This is a genomic window from Sinorhizobium numidicum (assembly GCF_029892045.1).
Classification (GTDB): domain Bacteria; phylum Pseudomonadota; class Alphaproteobacteria; order Rhizobiales; family Rhizobiaceae; genus Sinorhizobium; species Sinorhizobium numidicum.
In genome coordinates this window covers 30,471-43,832 of sequence record NZ_CP120369.1, presented here as the reverse complement: position 1 = coordinate 43,832, position 13,362 = coordinate 30,471, and the positions used below count along the sequence as shown (strand labels likewise).

General features: G+C 57.3%; 14 protein-coding genes. 2 read left to right on the top strand and 12 right to left on the bottom strand.

Annotation, left to right across the window (positions count from 1 at the left end):
* The first annotated feature begins 217 nt into the window (after positions 1-217).
* Both PYH37_RS29365 and PYH37_RS29360 read left to right on the top strand, forming a co-directional pair.
* Complete coding sequence (locus PYH37_RS29365) at positions 218-343, top strand: hypothetical protein (protein WP_280736431.1); 126 nt, start codon at positions 218-220, stop codon at positions 341-343.
* Positions 344-691: 348 nt separating this feature from the next.
* Positions 692-1,609, top strand: a complete 918-nt coding sequence (locus PYH37_RS29360) for a LysR family transcriptional regulator (protein WP_280736432.1) — start codon at positions 692-694, stop codon at positions 1,607-1,609.
* A gap of 384 nt (positions 1,610-1,993) precedes the next feature.
* On the opposite strand, the gene PYH37_RS29355 is transcribed toward PYH37_RS29360, so the two are convergent.
* The 12 genes from PYH37_RS29355 to nifD all read right to left on the bottom strand — a co-directional run bounded on the left by PYH37_RS29355 (position 1,994) and on the right by nifD (position 13,305).
* A complete protein-coding gene (locus PYH37_RS29355) occupies positions 1,994-3,373 on the bottom strand; it encodes a transposase (RefSeq protein ID WP_280731359.1) in 1,380 nt (459 codons plus the stop codon).
* Between the two features lie 36 nt (positions 3,374-3,409).
* Positions 3,410-4,837, bottom strand: a complete 1,428-nt coding sequence (locus PYH37_RS29350; protein ID WP_280736433.1) for a tryptophan halogenase family protein — start codon at positions 4,835-4,837, stop codon at positions 3,410-3,412.
* Positions 4,838-4,901: 64 nt separating this feature from the next.
* Positions 4,902-5,222, bottom strand: coding sequence for an exopolysaccharide production repressor protein (locus PYH37_RS32555; protein WP_425336187.1), 321 nt, complete (start codon positions 5,220-5,222; stop codon positions 4,902-4,904).
* A 442-nt stretch (positions 5,223-5,664) separates the two neighbouring features.
* On the bottom strand, positions 5,665-5,892 hold the full coding sequence (locus tag PYH37_RS29345) for an exopolysaccharide production repressor protein (RefSeq protein ID WP_280736434.1): 228 nt from the start codon (positions 5,890-5,892) through the stop codon (positions 5,665-5,667).
* Between the two features lie 27 nt (positions 5,893-5,919).
* On the bottom strand, positions 5,920-6,237 hold the full coding sequence (gene fdxB / locus PYH37_RS29340; protein ID WP_280736436.1) for a ferredoxin III, nif-specific: 318 nt from the start codon (positions 6,235-6,237) through the stop codon (positions 5,920-5,922).
* Positions 6,234-6,437, bottom strand: a complete 204-nt coding sequence (locus tag PYH37_RS29335) for a CCE_0567 family metalloprotein (protein ID WP_252746504.1) — start codon at positions 6,435-6,437, stop codon at positions 6,234-6,236. The genes fdxB and PYH37_RS29335 overlap by 4 nt, the downstream gene beginning before the upstream one ends.
* Positions 6,438-6,463: 26 nt before the next feature.
* The gene (locus PYH37_RS29330) at positions 6,464-6,949 is read right to left on the bottom strand and encodes a NifX-associated nitrogen fixation protein (RefSeq protein ID WP_280736438.1); all 486 of its coding nucleotides are present in this window, start codon (positions 6,947-6,949) and stop codon (positions 6,464-6,466) included.
* Positions 6,950-6,952: 3 nt separating this feature from the next.
* Positions 6,953-7,450 carry a nitrogen fixation protein NifX gene (nifX, locus tag PYH37_RS29325; protein ID WP_280736439.1) on the bottom strand — a complete coding sequence of 166 codons (498 nt, stop codon included), beginning with the start codon at positions 7,448-7,450 and terminating at the stop codon, positions 6,953-6,955.
* A gap of 1 nt (position 7,451) precedes the next feature.
* Positions 7,452-8,624 (bottom strand): nitrogenase component 1, encoded by a 1,173-nt coding sequence (locus PYH37_RS29320; protein WP_280736440.1) that lies wholly within the window; start codon positions 8,622-8,624, stop codon positions 7,452-7,454.
* A gap of 8 nt (positions 8,625-8,632) precedes the next feature.
* Complete coding sequence (nifE, locus tag PYH37_RS29315; RefSeq protein ID WP_280736441.1) at positions 8,633-10,105, bottom strand: nitrogenase iron-molybdenum cofactor biosynthesis protein NifE; 1,473 nt, start codon at positions 10,103-10,105, stop codon at positions 8,633-8,635.
* A 54-nt stretch (positions 10,106-10,159) separates the two neighbouring features.
* Complete coding sequence (nifK, locus tag PYH37_RS29310) at positions 10,160-11,701, bottom strand: nitrogenase molybdenum-iron protein subunit beta (RefSeq protein WP_280736610.1); 1,542 nt, start codon at positions 11,699-11,701, stop codon at positions 10,160-10,162.
* 101 nt (positions 11,702-11,802) lie between these two features.
* Positions 11,803-13,305, bottom strand: a complete 1,503-nt coding sequence (gene nifD, locus PYH37_RS29305) for a nitrogenase molybdenum-iron protein alpha chain (RefSeq protein ID WP_280736442.1) — start codon at positions 13,303-13,305, stop codon at positions 11,803-11,805.
* Between the last annotated feature and the right edge of the window lie 57 nt (positions 13,306-13,362).

The following is a 13,362-nucleotide window of genomic DNA, read 5'->3' as shown; positions in this document are numbered from 1 at the left end:
GTGATCTCAACGATATCGAATTCATCGTCGCCGGTGATCTGCATTAGCCTGCGAGACGCTGAAGAGTCCGCCTACAGCGCTATTACATTGCACTGTCCTTCGAAGGCGTTTTCAACCATGCCCCGGGCGTATGATGGAATATGGACTTTGCATGGCCAGACCGGCGGGGTGGACACTAGTATCGCCACTCGTTGATTGTAACCGAAAGGCGCCACCGATGATTGAAGATGCGGCCGATGCGCTTCGACGTAATCTCACCGAAGAAGCATTTGACCCCCATGGGTCCGGTGGCGACGAGGTCGGAATGAAATCCATCTTGAAGCGCAGGGTCGATACTCAGTGAGGCCACCACAGTCTTGGGGCTCGTGGGTGGAGGGTTGGACGATTAGGTCCTCCTCCGGTGTCACTCTGCGAGCGACGCTTCAGAAAACTCCCAACCTGATGCTCTGGTCTTCGCGTTGAGCGCGATGAACGGAGCTGTCGTGCCGGAGTGCTTTCAGTTGTGGGGTCAACATCTTCACCGCTCGTTTGGGCAGCCAGACTCAGTGGGCGACGAAGCGCCTGATCTTCTACTCGTCGACCCAAAGGAATCAGCCACCAGTCCGGAGGTGAAGCCGACGACGTCTATTCGACAACACGGCTGAACTGATTGCTTGGATGCCAATCATCCACACCATGGGTACATCAAGACATGCGTTTCAAAGGCCTTGATCTAAATCTTCTCGTTGCGCTCGACGCTCTGATGAACAAACGAAGCGTTACGGCGGCGGCTCGCAGCATCAATCTCAGTCAGCCGGCGATGAGCGCGGCTATCGCGCGGCTACGCACCTATTTCGGCGACGAGTTGTTTAAAATGCAGGGCCGCGAACTTATCCCAACACCGCGTGCGGAAGCGCTCGCCCCTACGGTCCGCGACGTCCTGCTGCACATTCAGTTCTCCATCATTTCCTGGGACATGTTCAACCCAGCCCAATCGAAGCGCCGCTTCAGGGTCATCCTTTCGGATTTCATGACACTCGTGTTCTTCGAGAGGGTCGTGGAGCGCGTGGCCCGGGAGGCTCCCGCCGTCACCTTCGAGTTGCTACCTCTCGATGGCGATCCCGATGAGCTTCTCCTCCGCGGCGACATCGATTTTCTAATCCTACCGGATTCGTTCATGCCGAACGCGCATCCCAAAGCGAAACTGTTCGACGAGACACTCGTGTGCGTCGGTTGCCCCACGAACGAGAAGCTATCGGGGCAGCTTTGCTTGGAGGGATTCATGTCGATAGGACAGGTTGCAACCAAGCTCGGACGTTCGCTGATGCCCTCGTTCGAGGAGTGGTTGTTGCTCGAGCACGGTTTCAAAAGACGTGTCGAGGTCGTCGTGCCGGGCTTCAGCCTGATTCCGCCCGTGCTGTCAGGTACTAACCGTATAGCGACTATGCCCTTGCGGCTGGTCAAGCATTTCGAACGCATGATCCCCCTGCGGATCGTCGAACTTCCGCTGCCACTTCCTACATTCACCCAGGCTCTCCAATGGCCCGCCCTCCACAATAGGGATCAGGCAAGCATCTGGTTGCGCGAGATACTGCTCCAGGAAGCGTCACGTATGGTTGCTCCGCCGTGAGGGCGCGCCGACTTAAGCGTTCCTAAACGGTTCAACACCCATTGCGTATACATTCCTACGCGAGACGATTAAAAGGGTGCAACCTCAACATCATCTGGATCGGAGCTACATGACGACCTCATGTCCACTTTTAGCCTGAAGCGGTTAGACGCATGTGGCCGGTCGCGCCCAACACTTAATGCACCCAGCCACTCGGGGGAAGGCGCCTTGACATCGTTCCGTTCAGCAGGTCGAGATAGGCTTGGACCTCACGTCGGCTTTCCGCCGATATCGTTGAAAAACTCGGCCAGTTAACTGTTCATCGGGCTGTTGCAGCATCTTTCCGGTAGGGATGATCGGTTATCTGCCCCGCACTTTGGCGCAGGGTATCCTTACTGGCTGCTTTTATGCGGCAATGACGCCGTGTGGTGGCCTTTGTGGTCTGAGTTTCGCCAGTCTTCTGAGGTTCTGGGCGGTTGCTGCAAGCAGGAATTCGTCTCGCGCACCACATGGACCTCGCAGCCTCAAACGCGCCATCCGGAGAATGCGTTTGAGGTGAGCGAAGAGCATCTCGACCTTCTTGCGGCGATGCCGGGAACGCTCGTAAGCGGGTGTGGCGGCAATTGCTCTGGCCACATCGCGGGCATCTTCGTTGAGATCACGCGGCACCTTGCGAGCAACTGCATTCGGGCAGCAGCGCTGCTTCAGATCGCACACATCACAGTCCTTCTTGCTGGCCCGATAAAGCCGGGTGCCTTCACTGGTGATGCCCGATCGGGGCGTCGCGTAGGTGCGGCGGAACTGAACCAATTCCTTGCCCGCCGGGCAGATGTAGCGATCTCCCTCGCCATCCCAGGTGAAGTCCGAACGCGAGAAGGTCCCGTCCGTCCTGTTGGATTTATCAAACACGGGAATGTGCGGCGCGATGTCCTTTTCCTTCACCAGCCAGGCAAGATTGTCAGCAGAACCGTAAGCGCTGTCGGCTGCCAGATAGCCTGGCGTCAAGCCGAAGCGGTTCTCGGTTCTGTCGATCATCGTGCGGGATGCTCCGACCTCCGCCTGACGGATCGCTCGCGTCGCCTCGACATCAAGAATGATACCGTGATCAGTATCGATCAGATAATTGGTGGCGTAGGCGAAGAAGGCATGCCCCTTATGAGCACCTGTCCACTGAGCTGCCGGGTCGGATTGCGAAATGAACTTCGGCGTCACCGGCGAGGCAGCGCCAAAAGCAGCGTCATCCAGAACCGCCAAATACTCCTGAACCGAGCGGCCAGCATCGTCTTCGGCTTTCCATTCAGTGCCGGGCACCGAACGCTGCTTGTTGGCGTCCGCCGCGATCAGGCTGGCATCAACCGCAAAGCCTTCTGCTCCCACCAGCCCTTGGGCAAGGCACCGTTCCACCACAGTCTCAAACATGTGCCGGAGGATATCACTTTGCCGGAACCGGCCATGACGGTTCTTCGAAAAGCTGGAATGATCCGGTACCTTTCCGTCCAGGCCAAGGCGGCAAAACCACCGATATGCGAGATTGAGATGGACCTCCTCGCAAAGTCGCCGTTCCGACCGGATACCCATGCTGTAGCCGATGATCAGCATTCGCATCATCAGCTCAGGATCAACTGAGGGCCGACCAGTGTTGCTATAGAAAGGCTTCAACTGTGCTCGAACGCTATCGAGATCGAGGTGACGATCGATCCCGCGCAGCAGATGATCCGCAGGGACATGTTCATCGAGGCAGAAGTCGTAGAAGAGCTGCGCCGGAACCGCCTGACATCCCATCATTCGCCTGATCCCCTGCAAATCACTCAGAGGATTGAATCACGCGTCCCAAGCATCGGCAATGCCAAGTTTTTCAACAATATCCGCCGAAAGCCGACGTAGCTCTGCTCGGGCAGCCGTCGCCGGCACGACGCCGAGAGGAGCCGCCACGGATATCCAATCAAGCTGGTGAAACAACGCGTGCCACCCGCTTCCGACATAGGGTTGAATATCGATCCAACGAGGTGTCCGTTTGTGAAAACAGGCCCTCAGCTCGGCATAGCCTTCTGGCAACTCGGCTGCCGCAATATCTCGCCAGAACGGTGCGTCATTTCGTTTGCAATCATAGTGCAGCCGCAGGAAGTCTCGAACTCCTGTCCACGAGCGCGCGTTAGCGCTGTTATAAGCTTCGATTGTGTGAGCAGGCACGACCCCACCTCCGTTGGTGAGAACGCGTCCTATATTCCTTAGCTGTTCGAACGTGTGGGTCGCAAGCGCTGCGTCCAGCGGCTCTACAAAACCGGACGCCGTTCCGAGTGCCACAAGGTTATTGACCCACGCCGTTTCGAAATAGCCTTGATCGAGCGAAAGCAAGTGCTTCGGCTGGACGCGGTGTCCAAGGCGGTGCTCGACCTCTGCGACTGCAATGGCATGATCCGCATGTCTGCTACTGAACACGTATCCCGCAGTGATCTTGCGATTCAGTGGGACCTCCCACATCCATCCGGCCTTCATGGCAGTCGAACGGGTTACGGGATCGGGGCACATTTCTGACGGCTCAAGATCAAAAGTGATCGCACGATCGGTCGGCAAAGTGTTTGCGAAAGACCGCCAGCGTGTACCGAAAACACTGCCGAGCCCCAATCTGGCAAATCCCGACGCATCGATCACGAAGTCGACCTCCAGTTGTTCGCCGCCGAGATGCAAGGACCGCACATACCCCCGCTCGTCCAGCCTCATCCCGCATACAGCGCTCGCATGGGCAGTGATCCCACGGCTCAATCCGACTCGCTTCAGGTACCGCTCGAAAGCCTCAGCGTCAAAGTGGTAGGATGGACAAAGGCCGGACTGGCCGGTCGCCAGCAATCGCTCGATATCCTGCTGCGACGCGTGCCTTGCGATTGCGTCGAATCCTGGAACGCAAGTGTGAAGGTCCTCGCCCATCGCGATTCTCGCCGACAGCAGAGGAAAGAAGCCGTCGACGCGCCATTCGATTTCCGGGACGCCCGGTCCGCAGAACAGACGATAGTACCGATCTGAAATTCCTCCACCTCTCCAATTGTCATAGAGCACTCCAAGCTTGTACGTGGCGCCGGCTTCACCAACGAAAATGTCCAAGTCGAGCTGATTACGGCACAACGTATCAACGAGATTGAGCGCGCCGCCCTCCCCAAGGCCGAATGAAAATAGCTCCGGAGTCTCTATGACTGCGACATCCACGTCTGGTTCGAAGACCCGGCGTAGCTCAATAGCGGCAAGCCAGCCCACAAGGTCGCCTCCGACGATTCCTATCCGCCTCGCATTCGTCAGATTCAGCATTCAGAATTCCACGTCAGTTCTGAGTGGAACGGTCCGGGTCCTGCGACGGCGCCTCCCTTATCTCGCGAATCCACCAGCCGTTGGGACTTTCGTGAGAGTTGTGTTTCCCATTCTCGTCGTGAAGGCCGAGAATGCGCAAATTTTTCGACAGCTTTCCAAGCGCAGCTAAACAGACCAAAACGAGCACGCTTCCGAAATAAGCAAGTTGAAGAAGCAGCAAACAAGCCAGTGTCGTAACAATTAAGCGCTGGCTGGGCTGCGAAGCTAAGTAGATTGTAAGAGCATTGGTAGACAGGAGCAGCCATAGAATGGAACGAACGGTTCTTAAAAGCAACGCCGCTCTCCTGGTTTTGCCGTCTGATCATGCGGCAACCCTTGCCAGAGTCCAACAGAGGAATGACGTCCTGACATGACTTCGATCCAATTGGCTGCCCTCGGCGAAGTCGCAATCCCATCTCGCTGGCTCCGGCGAGTGCCGCCAGCCCAGCGGCAAGACCTTATTGCGATCGATGGCAGGTATAATTGCGGGGTCATGTAGTGTTGGAGTCATTCAGTCATCATCCGCGAAGCACGTGTTCTTTCGATAGATGTTTCCTGGGACCAAATGCTAGTGCCTGCCAGTGGTGCCGAACCTTGCAAAGTTCATATCCCATCATGCTCCCGCGGCATGTTCCAAGCACGCCCTTCCCCCGAGGGGTGACGTTGCGCTTTCCGTCGTGCCAAGCTGGTGCCAGGCTCTCTCGGAGCTGCGGGATACCTTCAAAGAGTGCCGTGCCCTACTGATCAATTGCGGGCCGTTCTTGTCGCGAAAAGCTTAAGTGCTCAGCCCTGCGTGCCCGCCAGAGCAGAAAAAGCACGCTCCCGAAATAAGCGAGCTGAAGAAGCAGCGAGAACGCTAGTGTACTGACGATTAATCTGCGAATGGAATGCGAGGCAAAGTATACCGCGATGGCGTTGGTGCATAGCAACAGCCATAGGGCGCGATGAAAGACTGCGAAGCGCATTATCGTTCTCCTGCTTCTTCTCTCGGATCATGCGGCAATCGTGTCCGCCCCGATATGAGTCTGGCAATTCTTGGGGCAGACGCGGGCGCAGGCCCCGCAGCCGATACAGCGGCCTGGGTGGTCGACGACCATGATCATACGATTGAGATCGCCATCGAAGTCATCGTCCTCACCATCGCACACGCCGAGAATTTCACCTGCATCGTCGATGCCGTGAAGGTGCATTACCTCGCGTGAGCAAACCTTGAAGCAACGACCGCAGCCGATGCATGTCGCACCGTCGATGGCGGTCAGATATTTCGGCATCCACCTGGACCCGTCGCGGGTCACGAATGAGCATATCATCGTGAATTCTCCGACGCAGCGAATTCTTTCTTGGCAGCTTCCAGCTCAGCAAAAGCGTGGAATGTCCTCTCCGCGACCGCCATGATTTCGGTCCAGTTGACCGGAAGATCCTCCGCAAGGTCGTGCAATTCCATCTTCGCAGTTCCAGCACGCGACTGCAGCTTGCGGACTTGCTTTTTCAATTCTTCAAAATCTGACATGGCCTTTTTCCCCACAACCGGCTCCATCACGCCCGCGCTACGTCTGGATAAGCTTCAATGACTGCGACGGCATCCTTCACCAGCTTTGTCCCGGTCTTGGCGCATTTGCGTAGCGTATCGAAGCCGAAGCGGTGAACGCCGCGCAGGGTCTTCGACAGCACGACCAACCGCTTGGTCGTAAATACTACCCGCCCGAAACCCTCGGCGCTGATCTCCATCGTCCGCGATACGAATAGGTCAGAGCGCGCTTCGATAGAAAGGCCGACCGCGGCGTAATAAACATCGAGCCTCCACAGCACGTACGGATCGGGGTCGCCGATGATTGGGATTGCACGGCGTTGTTCCTCCTTAACGATGAACTTGGCCAGCAGCTCAGTGTCGCACTTGCCGTCCCACGATCCGTAGGAATCCTGAGCCCGTATCAGCCGCACGAGGCATTTGATAAAGGGGGTGGAAAGGAGTTTGCCGTCGTCGACAGCCGGGATACTCGCCGGATCAGCTAACGTTGTCATGCTTCAGCCCTCGCTCTCGAAGCAGGGTTTCTCTTTGGCGGCGCCTGCTTCCGCTACCACCTTGCGTAGCCAAGGTGGAGGAGCCGTCCTGAGCATTGTCTGGATGCGCGAAAGCAAGTGCTGGATGGATTCAGGCTGCGGCACTTTGATCGGATGAATCTTTGCCGAAATAACCTTGGCTGCCGAAGGCCCGCCGATAGCGAGACAAAATAAGAGCTGGCAGCCCTTCAACGCTGCAACTTTCGGAGCGATGCGGTCATCACCTTCGGTTCGATGCGTACCGCTTTCGTCAGAAACTTCGTCGAATGCAATCGCTTCCACAAAACTCCACTCGTGGGGCAGCACGTCATAAACGGCAAAATGTCTAGCCGAGCCGAAATGGGCGTTCAGTCCTTTCAGGTCTTGAGTGGCGATCGCTATGCGCAATGCGCCTGCCTGCCGTTCCGGCATCTGTTTCTGGAACCGATCACTGACGAGCGAGAAACGACGAATGGAGCTCATTCTACAATCCCCGATTACAGACTGGATCAAGTGCGTCAGGCGTCGGCGGGTGTTGGTCAGCCTGCATGATATTGGCAACCTCGTAGATCATGTCGCGCGTTCCCTGATACAGGATTGTAAGCTTGTGCTGACTGCCCAACGTGTCAAAGACAGGGAATCCGGCATGCATCAGCGGAATGGCGAGACGCTCTGCAGCTGGACGGCCGTGCGAATACGTCACGAGAAGGTGGGCGACAGCAGAGAGGCGTTCCAGGTCACAAAGATCGCCGACTTGGACCGTCTCGGCCGGCACTTTTTGCAATATTTTTGAAGTCCCGGTGGTGGTGGCGGCGGCTGAAATTTTTGCGCCCATGCCGACAAAAAAGTCCGAGAGCTGCAGGAGTTGATCCGGCTCCGCGGAGATCGCTATCTTCTTGCCGCCCAGATGGAAATGCCCGTCGAGCATGGCATCCTGCAACTGCATGCGGCCGCGAAGGACCTTCGCCGGAGCTTGTTCGCCCGACACTGTTGTAAGCAGCAAGATAAACCTGCCCGCATTCTTCAGCCCCGCCAGCGACTCAAACAGCACGTAAGGCTCAGCGGTTAACCGTTGCAACGCTTCGGCCGGTCGCCGCATGTGCTCGCCCGTGCCCCTGCACTTCGTCGCCGCGCCGAGATCGCGTATGTCCCCCACCTTCTTCGGGTCGGGTTTTTGCTTTCCCGGCCGCGCAATTCGGTCGACGATAGCGGTAACAGCCTTGGACCAACCCTCCTCTAGCGCCTCCGGCGCGTTGGCGAGTACCACTTCTGTACCTGTAAGTTCTCTTGCCCGCTTAAGTTTGATGTTCGCGAGGTCGCAAGTGGTGTCGTCGTCGCCGGTCTCTACCAGTGCCGTCGTGCAGACCGCGATAAACTGCGGCTCTGCACGCGCTTTGGAATTGAGGATCGCATCTTTGAGACGATCCTCGCCGCCGAGAATCGTCTCCAGCTCTTCCATCGCGGTCGTCTGCAGCGGGATCGTTTCCTTGAAATGCCGCACGAGCAGCACAAGTGCAAAGCTGGTACACTCCTGGCTGCCGTGGAACAGTGGCACTGCGCCGTCGACGCCCAGAAAAGCGAAGGCAGCGCCAAGCGGCTGGGACGACTTCACAGGGTTAATTGCCGTTGATTTGGCTTGGGGAAGCATGCAGGCCACCGAATACCTCAACACTCACCGACGTGGCGGGCGGTCTTCCCGCATAGATTCAGGATGCTTGCGCTTTCTTCTCCCGATCTCTCCTGCCCGGCCAAGGGCTCCTCCCATGGCGCCGGTTCGCGCACCTGTTCCCAGATGGGGTTGTGGATTGCCAGGTCGATCTGGCGCGCGAGTTCCACCATGCCCTCATAGCCGGCGTAAGCGTGATGGCGTTCCTGATTGATGTCGAGCCAAGGGATTTTTGCCTTAAGCGCGATAAATTGGGTGCGACCGCCCGACAGCATGATGTCAGCGTTTTGTTCGGCTAGACTCGAGTATAGCTCGCGCGGTGTCATCGTCTCATACATGTGGTTCTCGTTCTTGAGGATCTGCTTGATCCGCTCCCTATCATCGACGGTCGATTTCTTGATCGATGTTCCGACGATCTCCATGCCTAACTCCGTCAACGCGTGGACGATCGACCATGACTTGACACCGCCGGTGTTGAGAAGAACACGCTTGCCTTGGAGACGAGGGCGGTAGGCCTCAAGTCTTCTCCACGCCTTTGCCTCTTCTGCTGCAATCAGCGCTTCAGTGCGACTGATAAGCTCGGGCTCAGCACCTTTCTTTACGACCAATTCAGCGATCTGCCGGAGTGCTTCCGAGGTGTCGGTAACGCCATAGAAGGAGCCCTCGAAGAACGGAATATCCCAGCGTTCCTCCATCTTGCGGGCAAGATTAATGAGAGCGGTCGAGCACACCATCATAGCTGCCTGTGCACGGTGCGCTGTGGCAATATCGAGGTAGCGCGCGTCTCCAGGAATACATGCGCGGACACGGATGCCAAGCTTGTCCAAGAGCGGCCTTACTAACCAGAATTCGCCGGATAGGTTGAATTCCCCAAGGATATTGATGTCGCGCGGCCCGGCATCATCCGGCTCTACCGTGCCGATGACATGGTCGAGCAACGCCTCGCCGGCCAGCTTATTACCGAGGTTCTTTGAACCGACGAAGCCCGGCGCATCAATCGGCACCACCGGTAAGCCGAATTTTTCCGCCGCCCGCTTGCACACCGCCTCGATGTCGTCGCCGATCAGTGCCGTCACACAGGTCGCATAGACGAAGATCGCCGGCGGCGCATATGCTTCGTTGATCTCCCGGATCGCTTTGAAAAGCTTCCGCTCGCTGTGCCCCATCACCACGTCGAGTTCTGTGAGGTCAGTGGTAAAGCTCGTGCGCCACAGCATTGGCCCTGACGACGCCGTGCCGCGATTGTCCCAAGAATTGCCTTCGCAGGCGAGCGGTGCGTGGACCAGATGAGCAACGTCAGTGATCGGCTGCAGAACCACCTTGGCGCCGTCGAAAGCGCAGCCGCCAGCTGCCGCTCCGGGTGTTGGCGGCTTTGAACAGCCCTTCTTGCGAGCCTCGGCGTCCTTGCTGCGGTTGTTCTCGCAGGCAGGCTCGTTAAAGGCATCCTGGATTTTGGCACTGAGCGAGAGCATTGCGCTGGACCCTAAATTGATCGAAAGATGGCCGGCCTACGCCGGCCGCCGCTCTTAGCGAGTGAGGTCATAAGAGATGTCGGTCACACCCGGCTGCATCGTGTCGCGATCGAGCTTGTCGAAGATCTTATCGAGGATCGCCGTCAACACACGCAGTCCGCCTTGGTAGCCCATAAGGGGAAAACGATGGTGATGGTGCCGGTCAAAGATCGGAAACATCAACCGGATCAGAGGTGTTCCGGTGTCGCGCTCCAGATACTTGCCATAGGAATTGCCGATCAGCAGGTCCACCGGTTCGGTGAAAAGCAGTGAGCGCATTGCCCAGAGGTCCTTGCCCGCCCACACCTGTGCATCCTTACCGAACGGTGAGCATCCCAGCAATTCCTTCATCTCGGCTTCCCAGGCTGAGGTGCCGTTGGTGGCGAGGCAGTGTGTTGGCTCGCCACCGGTTTCCATGACGAACCGCGCCACGGCGTATACGAAGTCAGGGTCGCCGTAGATCGCGTATTTCTTGCCGTGCAGCCAAGACTGGCTGTCTGCCATAGCGTCGACCAACCGGCCGCGCTCCAGGCGGATTGCCTCAGGGATTTCCTTGCCGGAAATCTTCGAGACCTTCATCAGGAATTCGTCGGTAGCCTTAATACCGAGCGGATAGTGGAAGGACGCCGTCGCCTGTCCGACCTGTTCGCAATATTCCAGGGTCCTGCGAGTATTATAGTGCTGCAGTGACACTGTCGCCTCCGCATTGAATGCTCTTCTCACGTCTTTGATCTTCGTGCCTCCGTCATACATGCGGAATTCGCCATCGGACGGCGTATCGAACTGGTCGGAGGCATCCTGGATGAAGGTGTAGGACACGCCCATAAGGTTGAGCAGGCGCTTGAGTTCGCGATTGTTCCCGACGCAGAAGCCATCGAAGCCCGGGATGATGTTAATCGTGCCAGCCGCTGTCGTGCGCTCCTTGCCTTTCCAGAAGTGCTCCAGGATGCCTTTGACCATGCTGTCATAGCCGTCGACGTGGCTGCCGACGAAGGCGGGCGTGTGAGCGAATGGCACGTCAAATTCGGGAGGGACTGCGCCTTCGCTCTTGGCGTTCTCAATGAAACCATGCAGATCGTCACCAATGACCTCCGCCATACAGGTGGTAGAGACGGCAATCATCTTCGGATCATAGAGAGTGTAAGTATTGGCGAGCCCGTCGACCATGTTCTTCAGACCGCCGAACACCGCCGCATCCTCCGTCATCGAGGACGAAACGGCCGATGAAGGCTCTTTGAAATGCCGCGATAGATGTGAACGGTAATAGGCAACGCAGCCCTGACTGCCGTGGACGAAGGACATGGTCCGCTCGAATCCCGCCGCCGCGAACACGGCGCCGAGCGGCTGGCAGGCTTTAGCGGGGTTCACCACGAGAGCTTCGCGGGCGAGGTTTTTCTCGCGATAATCCCAGCTTTTGGTGAATTCGCTTTGATCAGTAACGATCTGTTCCGGATGTGAGCATTCGAAGTTTAGCTTCTTCTCCGCGAACATTCGCCTGTATTCCGGCTCGCGGAACAGGGGAGCATGGTCGAGAATTTTTTCGGCCGATTGCGGCATAGTGGTCACCTTTTTTTCATCTGGCATCTATACGGCGGCACAGAGACGTTCGGGACGTTGCAGGTCTCTCGCGGCCCTTGTGTCCGCGAGAGACCTCGCTCTCATTCGGCTGCAACTGCTGCCGTAGGCACCGTGATTTTCTTCCAGGGCGCGTCGTAGAGGTCCCAGACCGGATTGTTGATGGCTAGATCCATGTCGCGGGCGAAGATGGCGAAGCCGTCATAGCCGTGATACGGCCCGGAATAATCCCAGGAATGCATCTGACGGAATGGGATGCCCATCTTCTGCACCGGGTATTTCTCCTTGATGCCGGAGCCGACGAGATCCGGGCGAATCCTTTCTATGAACTTCTCCAGTTCGTACCCGGTTACATCGTCATAGATTAGCGTGCCCTTCTTCACGTAATGGCCGGTGCGCTGATAGTCGTCGTTGTGGGCGAATTCGTAGCCGGTGCCCACGATCTCCATGCCGAGGTCCTCGTAGGCGGTGACGACGTGACGGGGGCGCAAGCCGCCCACATAGAGCATCACCCTCTTGCCCTGGAGGCGCGGCCAATACTTGTCGATCACAGCATCCGCCAAGCGCCGGTACTTGGCGATGACTCTCTCGGTCTTGTCTTCGATTTCCGGCCCGAAATGCTTGGCTATCTCGCGCATGGAAGCTTCGATTTGAGATGGACCGAAAAAATTGTATTCCATCCAAGGGACACCGTACTTTTCCTCCATGTGCCGACAGATGTAATTCATCGACCGATAACAGTGGATGAGGTTGAGCTTGGCCTTTGGCGCACGCTCCACTTCGGCGAGCGTGGCGTCCCCCGACCAGTTGCCGATCACGCGCAGCCCCATCTCCTCGAGCAGGATGCGTGAGGCCCAGGCGTCGCCGCCGATATTGTAGTCGCCGATCACGTTGACGTCGTAAGGACCGGTTTCGAACTCGATTTCGGTCTTGTCGAAGACCCAATCGCGTATCGCGTCGTTGGCGATGTGGTGGCCGAGCGATTGCGAGACGCCGCGGAAGCCTTCGCAACGGACCGGCACGATCGTTTTCGCGTGCTCCTTGGCCTTTTTGCGCGATACCGCCTCGATATCGTCGCCAATCAAGCCTATCGGACATTCGGACTGCACGGTGACGCCTTTGTTAAGGGGAAAAAGTTCCTGGACCTCGTCGATGATCTTTTCCAGCTTCTTGTCACCACCGAAGACAATGTCCTTCTCCTGAAAGTCGGAGGTGAACTGCATCGTCACGAAAGTGTCGACACCCGTCGTGCCGACGTAGTAGTTGCGCCGCTGTGACCAGGAATACTGACCGCAACCGACCGGCCCATGCGAGATGTGGACCATGTCCTTGATCGGACCCCAAACTACCCCCTTCGAACCGGCATAAGCGCAGCCGCGGATCGTCATCACGCCTGGAATGGACTTAATATTCGACTTTACGTCGCATTCGGAAACCACCTGTCCTTCCTCGCCGGCCACCTCCTTGTCCGTTGCGACACTAAGGTGCTTTTTGCGGCGCTTCGCCGCCTTGTCTGGATACTGCGACAGCACTTTCTCGATAAGCTTCTCATGCAGAGCACTGTCATTCTCGTAGTCGAGGCTCATTGGGCCTGTCCCTTCAAGGTTCGGGTGATGCCTCACCAACTGGACGTCGTTCTTAGA

Bases quoted from the DNA above. Each gene is read 5' to 3' on its own strand.
- PYH37_RS29335 (WP_252746504.1), bottom strand. From the start codon at position 6,437: ATGTCAGATTTTGAAGAATTGAAAAAGCAAGTCCGCAAGCTGCAGTCG.
- nifE (WP_280736441.1), bottom strand. From the start codon at position 10,105: ATGCTCTCGCTCAGTGCCAAAATCCAGGATGCCTTTAACGAGCCTGCC.
- PYH37_RS29365 (WP_280736431.1), top strand. From the start codon at position 218: ATGATTGAAGATGCGGCCGATGCGCTTCGACGTAATCTCACCGAAGAA.
- PYH37_RS29330 (WP_280736438.1), bottom strand. From the start codon at position 6,949: ATGACAACGTTAGCTGATCCGGCGAGTATCCCGGCTGTCGACGACGGC.
- PYH37_RS29360 (WP_280736432.1), top strand. From the start codon at position 692: ATGCGTTTCAAAGGCCTTGATCTAAATCTTCTCGTTGCGCTCGACGCT.
- nifX (WP_280736439.1), bottom strand. From the start codon at position 7,450: ATGAGCTCCATTCGTCGTTTCTCGCTCGTCAGTGATCGGTTCCAGAAA.
- PYH37_RS29345 (WP_280736434.1), bottom strand. From the start codon at position 5,892: ATGCGCTTCGCAGTCTTTCATCGCGCCCTATGGCTGTTGCTATGCACC.
- PYH37_RS29355 (WP_280731359.1), bottom strand. From the start codon at position 3,373: ATGATGGGATGTCAGGCGGTTCCGGCGCAGCTCTTCTACGACTTCTGC.
- nifK (WP_280736610.1), bottom strand. From the start codon at position 11,701: ATGCCGCAATCGGCCGAAAAAATTCTCGACCATGCTCCCCTGTTCCGC.
- nifD (WP_280736442.1), bottom strand. From the start codon at position 13,305: ATGAGCCTCGACTACGAGAATGACAGTGCTCTGCATGAGAAGCTTATC.
- fdxB (WP_280736436.1), bottom strand. From the start codon at position 6,237: ATGATATGCTCATTCGTGACCCGCGACGGGTCCAGGTGGATGCCGAAA.